Origin of the sequence: Marivirga harenae, assembly GCF_030534335.1 — a bacterium.
Classification (GTDB): Bacteria; Bacteroidota; Bacteroidia; order Cytophagales; family Cyclobacteriaceae; genus Marivirga; species Marivirga harenae.
Map to the genome: position 1 here is coordinate 3,201,627 of NZ_CP130565.1, position 14,779 is coordinate 3,216,405.

At 34.6% G+C, this 14,779-nt stretch carries 16 protein-coding genes; 6 read left to right on the plus strand and 10 right to left on the minus strand.

Features of this window, described 5'->3' with window-relative positions; translation table 11 throughout:
- Positions 1-552: 552 nt before the first annotated feature.
- The 5 genes from Q3Y49_RS13660 to Q3Y49_RS13680 all read left to right on the plus strand — a co-directional run bounded on the left by Q3Y49_RS13660 (position 553) and on the right by Q3Y49_RS13680 (position 3,781).
- Entirely contained in the window at positions 553-1,314 is a 762-nt protein-coding gene (locus Q3Y49_RS13660; RefSeq protein WP_303268914.1) for a hypothetical protein, read from the plus strand.
- 8 nt (positions 1,315-1,322) lie between these two features.
- The gene (locus tag Q3Y49_RS13665; RefSeq protein ID WP_303268916.1) at positions 1,323-1,985 is read left to right on the plus strand and encodes a DUF5675 family protein; all 663 of its coding nucleotides are present in this window, start codon (positions 1,323-1,325) and stop codon (positions 1,983-1,985) included.
- A complete protein-coding gene (locus Q3Y49_RS13670; protein ID WP_303268918.1) occupies positions 1,969-2,154 on the plus strand; it encodes a hypothetical protein in 186 nt (61 codons plus the stop codon). The genes Q3Y49_RS13665 and Q3Y49_RS13670 overlap by 17 nt, the downstream gene beginning before the upstream one ends.
- 867 nt (positions 2,155-3,021) lie before the next feature.
- Entirely contained in the window at positions 3,022-3,309 is a 288-nt protein-coding gene (locus tag Q3Y49_RS13675) for a hypothetical protein (protein ID WP_303268919.1), read from the plus strand.
- 247 nt (positions 3,310-3,556) lie between these two features.
- Complete coding sequence (locus Q3Y49_RS13680; protein ID WP_303268921.1) at positions 3,557-3,781, plus strand: hypothetical protein; 225 nt, start codon at positions 3,557-3,559, stop codon at positions 3,779-3,781.
- A 467-nt stretch (positions 3,782-4,248) separates the two neighbouring features.
- Here Q3Y49_RS13680 and cap12 read toward each other — a convergent pair whose 3' ends face one another.
- The 7 genes from cap12 to Q3Y49_RS13715 form a co-directional block, all read right to left on the minus strand.
- Positions 4,249-5,187 (minus strand): CBASS system CD-NTase-associated NAD(+) hydrolase Cap12, encoded by a 939-nt coding sequence (gene cap12, locus Q3Y49_RS13685; protein WP_303268922.1) that lies wholly within the window; start codon positions 5,185-5,187, stop codon positions 4,249-4,251.
- Positions 5,187-6,206, minus strand: coding sequence for a hypothetical protein (locus Q3Y49_RS13690; RefSeq protein WP_303268923.1), 1,020 nt, complete (start codon positions 6,204-6,206; stop codon positions 5,187-5,189). Before Q3Y49_RS13690 ends, cap12 begins: the two co-directional genes overlap by 1 nt.
- A gap of 104 nt (positions 6,207-6,310) precedes the next feature.
- Complete coding sequence (locus tag Q3Y49_RS13695; protein ID WP_303268924.1) at positions 6,311-7,207, minus strand: hypothetical protein; 897 nt, start codon at positions 7,205-7,207, stop codon at positions 6,311-6,313.
- A gap of 313 nt (positions 7,208-7,520) precedes the next feature.
- Entirely contained in the window at positions 7,521-8,063 is a 543-nt protein-coding gene (locus Q3Y49_RS13700) for a hypothetical protein (protein ID WP_303268925.1), read from the minus strand.
- 79 nt (positions 8,064-8,142) lie between these two features.
- Positions 8,143-9,159: a PD-(D/E)XK nuclease family protein gene (locus Q3Y49_RS13705; protein WP_303268926.1), complete on the minus strand. Its 1,017-nt coding sequence runs from the start codon at positions 9,157-9,159 to the stop codon at positions 8,143-8,145.
- Between the two features lie 6 nt (positions 9,160-9,165).
- Positions 9,166-9,945, minus strand: coding sequence for a hypothetical protein (locus Q3Y49_RS13710; protein ID WP_303268928.1), 780 nt, complete (start codon positions 9,943-9,945; stop codon positions 9,166-9,168).
- A gap of 28 nt (positions 9,946-9,973) precedes the next feature.
- Complete coding sequence (locus Q3Y49_RS13715) at positions 9,974-11,041, minus strand: endonuclease (RefSeq protein WP_303268930.1); 1,068 nt, start codon at positions 11,039-11,041, stop codon at positions 9,974-9,976.
- A 220-nt stretch (positions 11,042-11,261) separates the two neighbouring features.
- Here Q3Y49_RS13715 and Q3Y49_RS13720 point away from each other — a divergent pair, with 220 nt between their 5' ends.
- The gene (locus Q3Y49_RS13720) at positions 11,262-11,618 is read left to right on the plus strand and encodes a hypothetical protein (RefSeq protein ID WP_303268932.1); all 357 of its coding nucleotides are present in this window, start codon (positions 11,262-11,264) and stop codon (positions 11,616-11,618) included.
- Between the two features lie 45 nt (positions 11,619-11,663).
- Here Q3Y49_RS13720 and Q3Y49_RS13725 read toward each other — a convergent pair whose 3' ends face one another.
- From Q3Y49_RS13725 to Q3Y49_RS13735, 3 genes are all read right to left on the minus strand, one after another.
- Positions 11,664-12,164, minus strand: coding sequence for a hypothetical protein (locus Q3Y49_RS13725; protein WP_303268934.1), 501 nt, complete (start codon positions 12,162-12,164; stop codon positions 11,664-11,666).
- 150 nt (positions 12,165-12,314) lie between these two features.
- Positions 12,315-14,168 carry a DUF2075 domain-containing protein gene (locus Q3Y49_RS13730; RefSeq protein ID WP_303268936.1) on the minus strand — a complete coding sequence of 618 codons (1,854 nt, stop codon included), beginning with the start codon at positions 14,166-14,168 and terminating at the stop codon, positions 12,315-12,317.
- Positions 14,165-14,779: a nucleotide pyrophosphohydrolase gene (locus tag Q3Y49_RS13735; protein WP_303268938.1), complete on the minus strand. Its 615-nt coding sequence runs from the start codon at positions 14,777-14,779 to the stop codon at positions 14,165-14,167. Before Q3Y49_RS13735 ends, Q3Y49_RS13730 begins: the two co-directional genes overlap by 4 nt.

A 14,779-nucleotide genomic window follows, 5' to 3' on the forward strand; every position in this document is an offset into this window, starting at 1 on the left:
ATCGTACACTGCGTATTTCTTGTAGTTTAGTTGCTTTTGATCATCAAAACAAAGAGCCAGAAATAATTTTTATTTCCTTTTAATTGTATAATTATATACAAAAAAGGGCAAATATTATGAATATAAGGCGGGAAATTTCTGGATTAGAACCTAAAAATTTGGCTTAATCTGTGAGGTATTCTTGGACTGTTTCAGCATCTATTCCGGTGTAATCTGAGAACTCGGAAACGGTAATGAGTTGATGTTTCTCTTTTCCCTTTTGCTCTCTTATACGTTCTAATATTCGCCTTCCGGTGCGCTCGCTCTTGCCTGTTATCCGCTGGATGTCCTTGGGGTATATGACGGTTCTTTTTAAGATCATTTATCCATACTTTATTGATACTTTATCCATACTTTATCCTAGGCTTTGATATACTCTAATATAGCTAATTTTTAGAAAGCTTGATTGTCATATTTTGCCAATGCAGTCAAGACGACCATTAACGGAAAGCAGTTTTTGACAAACGCTCATTTGAGGAATACTTTGGTGGCTCATCAAATATATTTTCAATTATGGCAAGACAAAATGGAATTATCAATTTTACAGGTAAAATGGGCGGAGTGTCCTTTTACAAATCTAAGGATGGCTATTTGGCAAGGAAATCTGAAGGAGTTTCAAAAGAAACTATTAAAAATGATCCAGCCTTTCAGAGAACCAGGGAAAATGGTTCTGAATTTGGGAGAGCAGGAAAAGCAGGAAGGCTTTTGAGAACCTCTGTTCGGCCATTGCTTTTGAAAGCCGCAGATAGTCGGGTGACCAGTAGAATGACTCGAGAAATGGTGAAGGTCGTGAAAAGCGATACCTCCAACGCTAGAGGGGAAAGGACGGCTGTTGATGGAGACATCGAATTGTTAAGAGGGTTTGAGTTCAATCAAAGTGGAAAGCTGAATGCGACTATGTATGCGCCTTTTACGGCTGCTATTGATAGAGCAACTGGTGAAGCAACGGTGGAGATTCCTAGCTTTATTCCGCAGAATACTTTTGCTGCTCCTGGAGGAGCTACTCACATGCGTTTAGTGGCCGCTGCAAGTAAAGTGGATTTTGCAGAGGAAACTTTCAATCTTGATACAGATGAAAGCAGTGAAATTGCTATTGGTCCACAAACTGAAGCTGCCATTACTTTAACAGCTACTCTTCCTACTGGAGGACAAGAGCCGATCTTTTTGCTGTTTGGAGTTGAATTTCTTCAAGAAGTGAATGGGACAATGTATCCGCTTAAAAATGGTGCATTTAACTCACTGGCATTGGTTGAGATCGAAAATGACGCTAAATAGTATTTATAGTGGAGTTTGAATTAAAGCGAACCTATAGACCAAGCGGAACTAATGGAGCTCTTTGGTATGATGGATCTCTGATCTGTCATACCATCGAACTTCCTTGGAAAGATAATGAAGTAAATATCAGTTGCATTCCTGAAGGTAGGTATCTTTTGGAAAAGAGGATTACCCATGAAAGGGGATTTCATCTGATATTGAAAAGTGTTCCTGAAAGGAGTTGGATTTTAATCCATCCTGCGAATGATGCTCAAATCGAATTGGAAGGATGCATTGCACCCGTCATGGAGCTAACAGGCATTGGAAAAGGAATCCGATCGAGTGAAGCCATGGACAGGCTTTTAGAAGTCTTTGAAGAGGCTCAAGAGAAACAGAATCATATTTACATCACTATTAAAGAGAAATCAGCTATGAATATTTTAGAAAGAGTAAAAAAGCCCACTCCAAAGTTGTTTAGAAAATTGCGGACAGTCGGTTTGGTATTGGCTGCCGCAGGAGGTGCTATTTTAGGCGCACCCATCGCATTGCCAGCTGGCTTGATCACAGTTGCAGGATATCTGACCGTTGGCGCCAGTGTCCTAACTGCTGTCAGTCAAGTGACCGTTGAGGATGAGGAAAAAATTCCTCCACTGCCAGAGATAAAAAACAAAGGAGATGCAAGTCCACGGTAAAGCAGGGACAGCTGGTGGGACACTGCTCACCGTGCTGGTCAATCTTCAAACAGCTGATATTGTCAAGACCTGCATTTTGGCAGCTGTCGGAGCATTAGTTAGTTTTTGTATGTCATTGGCCATGAAATGGGTGGTCAAGAAAATCAAGAAGAAAAGCCGTAGTTCATAGCTACGGTTTTTTTTATGTCCAGTCTGCAGGGAAATTAACAAAAAAATAAAAACCTGGCAGGCGAAACCCACCAGGCAATAAAACTAAAACGGCAATGGCGAGAAATTAATCTCAAACCACAAAAACCGAAGGAAATAATAACCTTCAGACTGAACACGAAACCGCGTAAAACTAAACGCTGGACGAAGACGAACGTACGCCACCAACCACCGGCTGGCGATGCGCACTTTAAAAATTAATTTAAACATAGTGCGCATCCACACAGGAACGGTGAGATAGATGCAAGAGCGGCACATAAAAAATACTTCCGCCATTTGGCGGAGGAGATTTTTTTTGTAGCCGGCAAAGCGAACTCTTGCATCTTTCTCATCCGCATGCCTGTAAATTTCACTATGTTTGGATTGATTTTTCTACTGTCCTGACGCAGGAAAGCTGGTATAGAGCTTTTTGCAAATTTTGCTTATACTGCAAAATCTAGCTATGAAATACTACCTTATCTCGCTTCAATTTCTTATCAGAAATCCTGATTATAATAATAATTTAAGCAAACAATTTTCTTAAAAAGAACTATCTGCGGAATCCCATTTATTTGAATTGAGCTATGAAATGCAACCGCTCACTAACGCACACTCCCAAGGGAAATATTTTCAAAAGAGAAAAGAAAAAAAACAAAAAAAAAGAAAAGAGAAAGCTTTTCTTTTAGGGTGAATCGCTTCGGGGTCAAGTCTTTTTTGGAAAATACTTCCGCCAGTGGGCGGAGGAGATTTTTCAAAAAACCCAAAGGGCTTGGACTTGAGGTCGAAAAGCGAGGCAGCCCTAACTTGCTTTCCTCTTTTTTTTATTTTTGAAAAGATATTTACCTGCATCATGAAATTAAGAACGTCCAAATTCCTGGGGCTAACACAACGCGGCTTAAAGCCGCACCTTAAACGGGTGGTGGGGAATTTGGGAAAGGATGTGGAATGCTGTCCTATCGTATTAGCACAACAGTTTGATCAAGGCACTAAAGCGGGTAGAAGTGGGAAGGTGAACGCAGGAAGAGCGGTTGCAAATAATGGAGTTTACGGAATGGTTTGCAATCCGCTGTGTGTCGAGCCGTCTGCGAGTGCGACCCCGGGTGGTAGACCGAGAGTGACCGAAGGAAACGGGGGCTAGCCACGAGCGGAGAGTAACGGAGCGAACAAGGCTTGGCGTGGTTTTTAGTTAAAAAAAGCTGTAGCCGATTTAATCATAAACTCTAACAGCTTTTTTTAAAACCATGACAAGCCGCAGCCCGGGGGCGCCCGCAGGCGAGCCTAACTCTGGCAACCGGGGGCTGTTACTTTTAAATGGAGTTTACGGAATTTTAAAGGAACAGACCAGGTAGGTTGCCGTGATGCACTTGGGCTAAGCTGCAAGGGGCATGACAGCACTTGCCCCGAAGGGGTTGGCTTTTGGCTTTAAATACCTTATAAATCAACACACTTATTTAAAGCCTGAAGCCAATGCTGGCGAGACCCTTTGCCGCAGCCCAAGTGCAGCACACCATAGTGCCTGGCAGTGCGGCTGGTATATCAAACAACAACTTTTTGGCTTGGGAGCCAAAAAGACCACTTCCTTTTGTTTTTTTACCTCTTTAAATGCTTAACAGAAAAAAAACAAAAGCTATGAGGGAAGGATTGTGCGGGTAAGTGCGGAAGGTTAGCCGAGGGCCTTTGATTTACCCTTTAGGGAAATTAAAGGCTTTCGGCTGAGGGAGCCATGGGCTTTGTCTAATTTTTTGGATTGTGCAAGGGATGTAGGGAAATTAGGCAATGCGCATGGTGTTGGTTTTGTAGCTGTAAGATGTTATGTTTTTGAATAAGTAAAGCTGAATTGGTTGTATTCAAAAAGGAGATTTTAAGATTTATTCTTAAAATATTTGTATGTACCAAAGTAATTAATTTACTTTGAAGCTCTTACAAGTCAATCCTGACTTTGTAGGTTTTGGTTGAAATAAGCCGACAGCAGGGGTGCTGTCGGCATTTTTTTTTACGTTAATTATATGAAATGTAGTTTTGGATTAAGCGCTTACTTTGCGTGGCTATGATATCATAATGTTAGAAGCTGTGATTTTTATTTTATTTCTTCTCTTTTAATTTCTAGAAAGTCATCAAAGCCGCTTCTTAAAGCAAGTTGTTTAATAGAATAAATGAATCTTTCTAACTCTCTATTAATTATTTGGTCATAATCGGCACTCATTTGGTTAAAATCTTGTGGAAGTAAATTTGAAATCGCATAATTTATTCCTGAAAGAACTGTTGGGAAATCAATAAAGATAAGTTTCCCATCTTTAATTTCTGTTTCTAGGTTAATAAATCTAGGTCTTCCAGCATAATTAAATGATACAGATTTAGTCTTAAACCCTCTCTTTAATTGTTCAAACTGTAGGTTAACATCAGAATTTAGTCTTTTAGGTATGATGATTTGAATCTTACATTCGGGGTATTTCTTTCTATCTTCTTCAAATCCTCCATTTTCAATAATAAATTTACATGTTGGGGAAATGAGGTTTTCAAAATAGACTGAAGCAAGTGTAGAAGAAGGAAAGAAATTTATATCCGAATCAATTTGGTTTTTAAACATTTCTCCAACTTGAGAAATTGCTGTGGTAAAACTTGAGACCTCTCCTTTTTCAAATCTAGCTAGTGAAATCCCTGATATATCTGAAAGAACTTTTAATTCTTTATCCACCACAAATGCACATTTTGAAAGTCCAAGTCGGCCAATAAAAAGACCTAATTCGAATAAAACATTGTCTCTAGGTTGCATTACAATACTTTCTCTATATTCTACTTTATCATCTGTTGTACCTAACAAAATGCCAAAGTCAAATTGCAGAGAGGCCTTAAGTAAGTCATTTAGAAAATTATTATTTATTTTGAATATAGATGAATCCCAAACACTATCATTCCAAATAGTTACTTCAAAATCTCTCTCAAGAATTACTTTTGCGGAATTGGCAAGTTTTAATTCTTCTGAAGAAGAACCAATAAAAATTCTTTTCTTTCTCATTATGAATATATTAATTCTCCTTTTTGAAAATAGCCTAGGTAAAGTTCTTTATGAACATCAGCGATTAATTCATCTAAATCTGATTTAATTGTTTTCATTCCTTCAACAGTTTCATCTTTTAGAGGTTTTTCAGTCCCATTTGGACTTTCAACGCTTCTTCTATATTCCGAATCGTTTATTAGCTTTTGAAGTTGACTACTAATTGCTTTAGCTATATCAATTTCTTTCCCTGTATAATAATAAAGTTCGCTATTCTGAACTGAGTGAACAATTGTAGTTATATGGAAGCTAGTTAAATTGATTTCATCATTGTCTGCTTTTAAAGTCTTTAATAACCTAATTCCTTTTCGCGAACCATCATTTGTATTATTTCCTTTTGAATTCACCTGATTAATATGAGCAAAAGGGTAATCTAATATTTTTTCACTTTTGGTAAAATCAAATAAATAAACTCCTCGATAATACTCGCTGAGGGTTTCTTCGTATTTTAAAGAATTAAACCAAAAGCAAAAAACAATATCTACTTTCCTATTTAAAGATTTATTGAAAATAGAGATGTTCTTTTTCCCACTTTTATCTACCTCGTCATAGATATTATCCATTATTTTCTCTGATTGACTCCTGAGTTTCTTTATATCAGAATTTGGTTCAGAGGCAGTATACGGGGTATTATTTGGTACGCCATTTGCCTTAAAATGGTAACGATCTATAATTGTAAGTAGATCAAAGTCACTATGTACTTTAATATTTGTAGAGGTGGTCACTGAACCTTGTGTTCTATAAGCTCTAGAAAAGTGCAAATCATATCCATTTTCCAAGTGCTTTTGAACCCTCTTAGCAGCTTCAAGAGTTCGATCATTATACTTTTTATCTATTTTTATCATAGATTCCATTAAGTACTTAATGTTCTTTGGAATACTGGTTGAACTGAATGATTTGGTTAATACTGATTCATTCAATTCTTTATCGAATCGTCTTGCTTGAAGATTTTGTAATCGTCTTTCGTAATCTATTGCCATTTTTTATGTGTATCTGACTACAAACATTTACTAATAATAGGTGCCAAATCTTCTCCATGCAATGCATGGCGGGAACTGGGGGTTTTAAGTCTAATAATTTCTTTCTATAAGAATAAATTATTTATTTGATTGGTCCACCCTTGTCTATGGATAATTCTTTGTTGTTGTAAATTTTGATTTAGAATTTCTTCTTTAGATAGTTGAGAAAGATTTTGCCAATTTTGACCAAAAATATAAGTCGCATTTCCATGATGTATACTCTCTAGGATAAAGAAATCTTTGTTTTGGAATCCAAAAACTATATAACCTCTAAAACCTGCCTTACCGACAGCTATAAAATTTGGATTATGATTTGAAATGGTTTCAAGTCTACTTTCTATAATACGTCTTCTATTTTGACTTACATTACCTATTGCTTGTTGAACATTATTTTTCAATACACTCCAAGGATAATTCCCGGGGGGTAACATTTCCCAATTAAGCTTTGTTACTGGTACATTAAATACTGGGACTAAGTTTGCTTGAAGAGTATCACATTCTGAAAACAATTCCAAAAATAAATTAATTGTCTGGACAATTTCTTGATCTTGCGTAGCACCTTTAGTTAACAGAGGAGATCGGATTATTTTTTGATCATTTGCGCCATTCACTATAGTAAGTCTTGTTTCTGGTGCTGGTATTGGAGTTCTGGGATATCTCTTGTAAGGAATATCGACTGTATGATAATTTCCTCTCCAATCTTTAATTTCTGCTTGTCTATAAACCGTTTCTTTTGGCTGATCTCTATGAATTATATGACCACCATTAGCATTAAACCTACTTTTTGTTCCTAATATTGAAGGAAGAATTTCTTCCCCTATATTCATTTGATTAGTAAACCCTATTTGTTTAATTCTATTTGTGTTTGTTAGATCAGTTAATGCGACATAGAAATCTTCATTGTCATTTAAACCTACTAAGTAATTACCTACAGATCTAATTCTTTTTTTTGTTATCTTCATTGTTTTTTAAATTATGAATTTCAATAAGGGATGAAGTTTACTATAAGTGAATAGCAGATTTAAGAATACAACTATAAAGACCTTACTTGATAAATGTATGAAAATTTTATATAAATTAAAGGTAAATCAATACAAATTATATGAAATTGATTTTTAATAATTGAGAATTGTCTAATTGTAAAGCAAGTTCAGCATTTAAATCAGAACCTGAATCAAGCTCTTCCAACAAAAAGAAATTAAAGTGAACTTAAATCTTTCGAGTAGTAATTTGAATAGTATAAAAATTAGAAAAATCTTAATCTATTGCCTAATTTTAATTAGGTTCAGGTATAATTAAATGTGGAAAAACTTGACCCGTACTGTAATCATCCCAAATTAAGATCAGGTATCTTGAACCAGGAGAATGAGTTTTGTAAACTAGAACAAATTCCTCGAAATATGAAATGATAGTATTAACATTATTAGGGAAGTCATTTTTGCCTAGGGCAAAACAAATCATAACTTTATGAGGGGCGTTAATCACTAATAATTTTTCAAAATCAACTTTTAGATCAATTTTTTTTCTCCCACTTAATTCACTTTCCAACGCAACTTTTACTGATTCGAGGTAACCATTATCATTCAAATTATAGGCTATAAGATCAAGTAACCATTCCGCCCTATGCAGCGAAGAAGACACTGTAAAACCCATGTTGCCAATAGCTTCGCCAAGTCTTGATTTTATTTCTTTTGTAACATTGGTAATAGATTGTTGTGTTTTCTGCATTTTAAAATATTCTTGTGTTATGGCCACAACAGTATTTGCAATTAGAATTTCAAGTTCGTCTAAATTTTGTTTATTATTTTCAACCTCCATTTGATAAATTTTCAATGATTTATTGTGTGTCTAGATAATCTAATTAATTGTCTTATCAACTGTGAGAATAATAATTGAATTATCTCTTTATAAATTGGCATTCTGAAATTTCTTCTAATATTTTACTAAAATATTGAGATATTGCTGGTATTTGGTCATTTTCCTTCGTAATGTAATCTGACAGAAATCTGTAATTTTCAATGATGACAGCCTTATCTTCAGAATAATAAACCCAAGACTCGGTATTCTCAAATGGTTCCTCAGTTGCTTCTAAATCTGCCTTTAAAGATTCTATTAGTTGAGTGGCTTCTTTGGGTATCCATAGTCTTATTCCAATGTAAATAATATCATCACCATAATACCAACGGAACCCAGTATTAATCCAGAATTTAAAGTTTTCAAATTTCTTTTCATGTGAAATGCCATACCATGAATCTGGTAATTTTGTTCCTTTTGAAGTTGCCGGAAATGAGCCTAATGAGTTCACATAAGCTGGCTTAATATGTTGTAAAACTTCATCCATTTTTGAAATGGTTGTAGCAATTGAATTTAGCGTAGCAAGATCAGTATAATTAAAGTTTTTAGTGTCGTCCATATTTTCTTCTTTTAAATAGTTTTTAAGCTGTTGTGTAATTTCAGAGTGGTTTTTATTTACTAGTGAATAAATCACATCCCACTTTAATGCTTTAAAATTAATGTTATCTAAAGGCTTGAAATTTTCATGATTTTCATCAAAGTATTTTGTAATATATACAAGATGTTTATTTAAATTTTTATGGTGCTTGGTAAGAATTTTACAATAATCTGAAAGTTGATTCTCTCTTTCAGAATGTTCAATTTTACTTTCAATTAAAATAATTGAATTCCTATTCTTAGAATATATTTCTAAGTCAGGAATACCAAGATTTGGGTAGCTTTGTTGTGTGATAATTTGAGGATCATCTATAAACGGAATATCTAGGTTGTTGAAAAAGGCATGACGGAAATGGGGATCATTTTCGAGACAATATCCTAAAATCTCCGTCAGAAAATTTTCTCGGTTATTTTTGTTTTCTCTTTGGCGATATGAATATATTCTATTGAAGATTGAGGTCATAAAGCTTTAATTATTTATTGCTTTTGCGGTTGTAATCAAACCCTCTACCTCATCATGAATTTCCAAATCATTATTAGAATTCAAAATATAATATTCTTTAAATCTAATATCCCCAATAGGACCATAGGACACTAGACCATTAGAAGTCTTTATTTTTTTAAGTAGTTCAGTATGGTTGCTTCCGTCATTAAAATGGTGTTGCATGAATATTTTACCTGATTTAGAATAAATCGTCATTTTACTATTTGTTTGATTTTCATACCAAACACCTATAACCTTATCTGCATTTATTTTTTCAGAAGAAGAAGATAATTGTTTTTCTTCCTCGGCAGACATTCCAAGAATTGAAGCATTCAAATCTGGAGTGTAATGAGTGATAGCCCATGCGCCCTTGTCTACAACCATACCTGGTAAATAGTATTCTATAAAAATTCTTTCGTATGGTTCATTAATTTGATTTTTTAGGTTTTCTGCTAACTCTTTTAATTCGGTAAGGCTTATCTTTTTTGAAAGTCTGATTGTTAGACTATATTTTAAATTTTTAATCCTATTTGATTCAATTATTTGGTAATTAAGGGCTTGACTTTTTGATTTTTCATTTGGTTTGGAATTGTTTTTATCAATAGAAGTCGTATTGTTTGATGATTTTGGTTTGTAGGGTTTAGAGCTATATGTTTCTAATCTTGAAAGTCTTGTGGTTTCATTTTTATAGATGAAAAAAATCAGGACAGATAATACTGCGATAGAACCTGAAATTATAATTATTTGCTTAGACCACTTTGACATATTTTTCTGATTTAAATTTAGCTCAAAGTCATTTTTTGATTATTTGAAAAGAAATAGATATATCGTTGAAATAAGAATTTAATGTATAAACACCTTGATTCAGTGATTCAATTTTATTAATCGTTTTTCTTTTACCTTTATTTAGCATTAGTACTTGACCTGTTCCGTCAATAATAGTGAATTTAGACCCTTTAGGGGCTTCGATAGTGAAGTTAGTATTTACAGGGTTGGGGTAGAATTTAAAATCAGTTTTGATTTCTTCATCTGAGGAAAGAATTTCTTCATCCTCCACATCGTCTGCTTCTTCTCCTCCCCAGATTAGACCTACATATTCGGGGTGGTCTATGAAAGGATTGCGGTTTTCTTGGAAGGAATAGATGACATCATTTCTTTCTCTTTCTATTTCATCTACTGGATCTGCTTCGTGCCACTCGAGCAAGACTGAAAGTCGAGCGTGGTAGGGTTCATTGCTATCATTGCTTAATAGTTCTTCTCTTAATTCTAAATCGGGTTCACCGCTTTTACCTTCATAGCGAGTGGCCATGTAGAAAAGGATTCGAGCTACATCTCCTTTTACTTCGTCCCGTGGTTCCCATATCCATTCGGATGAACTTGTGTAGCTGTCTGTTTCTCCTTGGTATTGACCTGATTCATCTATGTATTGAACTGTGGCTTCATCAAAATTGCGGTTGTTACGGGCTGAGTTGGTAGAGATATCTGCAGCTCGTAGGTTATGAACGTCAGTTCCTGGACCTCTATTTGTACCTAAACTTCCACGGCTTTTAGCCCAGACGTGTTCCCTGTTCCAGCCGTTACCATTATCGTACTCTTCAGAGGCATCCATTTTGAAACCTGAATAGAAGCCAATTACATAGCTTCCCTCTTCCGGATCTTTATCTGTTTGCTTGAGGATGTCCCATGTATCGGTATTGGAGCTTGTATAGGTGTAAACCACATGGTCGTTAATGATTTCATGAAGCTCTGCTTTTAAGTCTTCACCATCGAGACCAGCTGTAGTTTCATAATAGCCTTCGGGAATTTGAGCTGAAAGCGAAAATACTAGTAATGATAAAAATAAGGTTAGTTGAGTTTTCATGTTGGTTGAATTTTAGTTGAGGTATAATTTTATGTCGTTTAATTCTAGGTTTATTTTATATATGAAAATTGATTGAGTGGGTATCCTCTGATATTTCATTCTTTTATTTTAAAATATAGTGATGAAGTTAGGTAATTTAAATTAATATCAAAAGTAAGATTTTGATTTCCATTCCTTACAAATACTAATTAATTTAGTATTCACTAAATTAATTAGTATTATGAGAAGTTTAGGAAGTTTACTTAGAGGAGGGTACGTACCCAATAGAGAGCAAGTGTTTTATCAGGCCTATTCAGAAGTACCAAGCTTGAAGTTTGTGGATATTGAAAAGCGCAAGCGCAGACCAGCGGATTATATATTTAAACCTCAAGAGCATGATGATTTGGATAAGTATTATTTGTGGCCATACTTTCCTGGAAAAAGAATTGAGGCGGTGATATTGACTAAACCCATACCATTTTTCCCGCAAGGGAAAAAGCTTCAGCTAATAGATGGAGCTTTGCGGTATAAGGATTTGATCATATATGATGAGGAAATGATTTATATGTTCCCTACTTTTTTTAAGCCTGTTTATTAGATAACTTAAATCTTATTGCTCGAAATTATTACTACAAATCTTAAACTATTTCGATTCTTTGTTTAACCCTAAAAGTTTGGATATTTTAAGTCTGAAAGCTGTAGAATAAAGAACTTGGCCAATAGTACCAAAGTGGAGAAATGTATAAATTGAAAGAGCTAATAATATAAATTGAATAATTATTAACCCCGTACTCAATAAAATTGAGGTCTCAATAATGGCAAGGACAGTAATTGAAGGAACAAGTCCAAAGACTAATATTAAGGCAGCAATTAGCCCAAATGCTTGATAATTGAAAGAGTGTTCTTGAGATGCAACCCCCATAATAATCTTCACAAGTGATTGCCCAAAAAGTAACGCTGCAGCTAAAGACCAATTTGAAGTATGAATTAAATTCTCCCAACTATTATTTGTCAGATTGATTATTATTATAACTATAAAGGGAAGAAAAATAAAACAAAGCTCTGCTATTAAAGCTACTATTTCTTTTCTGAAATCCTCTTTAAATACTTTATTTTCTTCTTTTTGATTGTTTCCTGAAGTCATTTTAGCTTAAAAAGCAAGTTTAAAATTTAGATAATGGCACTTAAACATATAATTCAAAAATATGCATTTTTAAATTAGTTATTATACTAACTATAAGAAGGTTATTTTTTAAGAAATTAATCGAACCAATACCCATAATAGATATTTTACCTACATAAGATTTTTAAAATAATCTGAGGTTTCTTTATCTGTACAATAAATGTAACATCCTTTCATACCCCTGGTCATTAAAGTTCTATAGGTATTTTTGATTATGGCTTTAATTAGAGGTTTCCAATATTCAGGGTCTTGTTTAATTCCTTTCTTCCAGCCAAACACGGTTCTATCACCAGAATCACGTGCTGAAGGGTCAACTTTAACTTCACCATCTCTAATTACAAAGTCATCTCCAATTATTACTCCTACATAATCTACCTCAAGACCTTGGGCAGTATGGATACACCCTATTTCGGTGACTGAGTTGGGATCAATAATCCATTTTCCTCCGTAGTCTGTCATATTCCACCTCATATTGAAGCCAAATTCATCTTCTTTAAAATCAAAAGCAGTGGGGTCTTTTTTACTAGCCCATGGCCAGCAATAACCAGATACCATTCTTGCACGATTATTAATTTTGTTCTTTTCAAAAATTGCATCACGTAACTCCACTGGGTCATCAAATACTTTAAAATCAAATTCATAATCCAAGGACTTTAAATCGAAATTTGCAGTTTCTCTTATTTGCAGAACATTATCAACCCAAGCAAGGTATCCGTCTGAGCCATTACACCTAAATTGGGATTCGAGTTTAAGTTTATGAACATTGATTCCCAACTCTTTACAAAACTGTTCGATTACATAGGATTCACCATAATCATCTACGCTAACTTTTTGATCCTCATCGATAAAAAATACACTTGAAAGGGAAGAATTCAGAATTTCCTTAATTTGATTTTCACCTCTTTTTAAAAAGCCAGTTTTCTCTGTTAACCTATGTGCTTCATCAACAATTAATGTATTAATTATATTTTTAGGAGCATTAATAAAAGTCCCAGAGCCAACAAATAAGGATTTTAATTCAGCTTTAGTTTTATCTCCACTAAGTTTATCAAAATACACATCACGTGGAGCTGAAGTTTTAGTAACATATTGGCTCATTTTACCTTTTCGGTTTAATTCCACCAAAAGATTGATTGCTACTACTGATTTCCCAGTTCCTGGACCACCTTCTACAATTAGTACATTTTTGTTTTCCTCATGAGATTGGGTCGCTAATTGAAGCGCGGTTTCGTATACAACCTTTTGATCATCAATCATGATGAATTCCTTGTTGCCCTTAATCATATTTCTTAATGCATCTGCTAGACTTTTCGTGGGTCTGATTTTACCATTATCAATGCGGAACATAATATTGGTAGAATCGCCTTGTTTGATGTATTTTTTTATGAATTCCCTTAGCTTGATAGCATCAGGCTTTAAAAATGCAGGTGCTTTCTTCAGATAATAACTATAGAAATCATTAGTGATAACATCATCAGAAGCATAATTATGTAAAAATGCACATGGGTATAAGTTAATCGATTCTTCCTCCACGGTAGCATTAAAGGAATGGAGAAGGGCTGCATAAGACCATGCCTGATAAGATGGATGGCTAGTTTCTGTTTCTCCGAATTGAAAACGGGTTTTTACAATTCCATCTTTAGAGGTTAATTCTGCAGTTTGCCATTGCTTGAGTTCTATAATGATTACATTCTCCTGATCACCATCATTACCTGTGATAATAAAATCGACCCTCTTGGATGTTTGTGGTAAATGATATTCCACTGAGATACCGCAGTCTTCTGGAATATCCCTATCCATTAATACTCTTTCCATAAAACTCAATGAATTTTGAAAAGATGATATTTCGTTTGGAGCTACTCTATGACCTGTTTTTTCTAGAATGTGGGTTGAAATTATATTTCCAATATCATTTGAAAGAATATCATTACTAAAGTCTTCTTTGGTTTTATTATAGACAATCATAAATCTTTATATTTTTTTGCAGAGCCTTTTGATTTGGCCACAGGGTATTTTTCTGTATTTGAGATGGTTTTGGATACGATGGCATCCAATAAATCTATTTTGTAGTTATCTGCTAAATATATGCAATAAGTTATAATATCCGCTAATTCGTCTTTTACTTTTTCCTCATTCACCCTTTCCGCTCGATCCCAAAGGAATAGATCTGCCAATTCGCCCGCTTCGGAATTGATGGCCAGGGACAGGTCTTTGGAAGTGTGGAACTTCTTCCAGTCTCTTTCTTCCCTGAAGCTATTAAGGAAAGCCAAAATATTATCTAAAGGTTTATTATCAAGTGGTTGATGGTAGGCTAAAAGTATTTGATTTTTTGCAGTGATGTTTTTGTGAAAGGTTAAATTTGCAAAATCGATAGATTTTTCTTCCTTAAAGTCCTCCAATTGAAGTTCATAGTTAAAGCCATGTTGAGCTAAATAGATGTTGGTTTTCTCGATGGCCAATTCAAAGCTTTCAGCTGTAAGGCTGACTTTGAAGACTGGACCTTCTGACCAACCCCCATAGAGTTCAGCCAAAGATTCAGTGTTAGGAAAGCATTTGGAAAGAGGAGGTAGTTTCAT

Excerpts from the sequence above, each read along its gene's own strand:
- Q3Y49_RS13735 (WP_303268938.1), bottom strand. The coding sequence starts at position 14,779 with ATGAAACTACCTCCTCTTTCCAAATGCTTTCCTAACACTGAATCTTTG.
- Q3Y49_RS13725 (WP_303268934.1), bottom strand. The coding sequence starts at position 12,164 with ATGACTTCAGGAAACAATCAAAAAGAAGAAAATAAAGTATTTAAAGAG.
- Q3Y49_RS13670 (WP_303268918.1), top strand. The coding sequence starts at position 1,969 with ATGCAAGTCCACGGTAAAGCAGGGACAGCTGGTGGGACACTGCTCACC.
- Q3Y49_RS13680 (WP_303268921.1), top strand. The coding sequence starts at position 3,557 with ATGACAGCACTTGCCCCGAAGGGGTTGGCTTTTGGCTTTAAATACCTT.
- cap12 (WP_303268922.1), bottom strand. The coding sequence starts at position 5,187 with ATGAGAAAGAAAAGAATTTTTATTGGTTCTTCTTCAGAAGAATTAAAA.
- Q3Y49_RS13690 (WP_303268923.1), bottom strand. The coding sequence starts at position 6,206 with ATGGCAATAGATTACGAAAGACGATTACAAAATCTTCAAGCAAGACGA.
- Q3Y49_RS13700 (WP_303268925.1), bottom strand. The coding sequence starts at position 8,063 with ATGGAGGTTGAAAATAATAAACAAAATTTAGACGAACTTGAAATTCTA.
- Q3Y49_RS13715 (WP_303268930.1), bottom strand. The coding sequence starts at position 11,041 with ATGAAAACTCAACTAACCTTATTTTTATCATTACTAGTATTTTCGCTT.
- Q3Y49_RS13660 (WP_303268914.1), top strand. The coding sequence starts at position 553 with ATGGCAAGACAAAATGGAATTATCAATTTTACAGGTAAAATGGGCGGA.
- Q3Y49_RS13710 (WP_303268928.1), bottom strand. The coding sequence starts at position 9,945 with ATGTCAAAGTGGTCTAAGCAAATAATTATAATTTCAGGTTCTATCGCA.
- Q3Y49_RS13675 (WP_303268919.1), top strand. The coding sequence starts at position 3,022 with ATGAAATTAAGAACGTCCAAATTCCTGGGGCTAACACAACGCGGCTTA.
- Q3Y49_RS13695 (WP_303268924.1), bottom strand. The coding sequence starts at position 7,207 with ATGAAGATAACAAAAAAAAGAATTAGATCTGTAGGTAATTACTTAGTA.
- Q3Y49_RS13730 (WP_303268936.1), bottom strand. The coding sequence starts at position 14,168 with ATGATTGTCTATAATAAAACCAAAGAAGACTTTAGTAATGATATTCTT.
- Q3Y49_RS13705 (WP_303268926.1), bottom strand. The coding sequence starts at position 9,159 with ATGACCTCAATCTTCAATAGAATATATTCATATCGCCAAAGAGAAAAC.
- Q3Y49_RS13720 (WP_303268932.1), top strand. The coding sequence starts at position 11,262 with ATGAGAAGTTTAGGAAGTTTACTTAGAGGAGGGTACGTACCCAATAGA.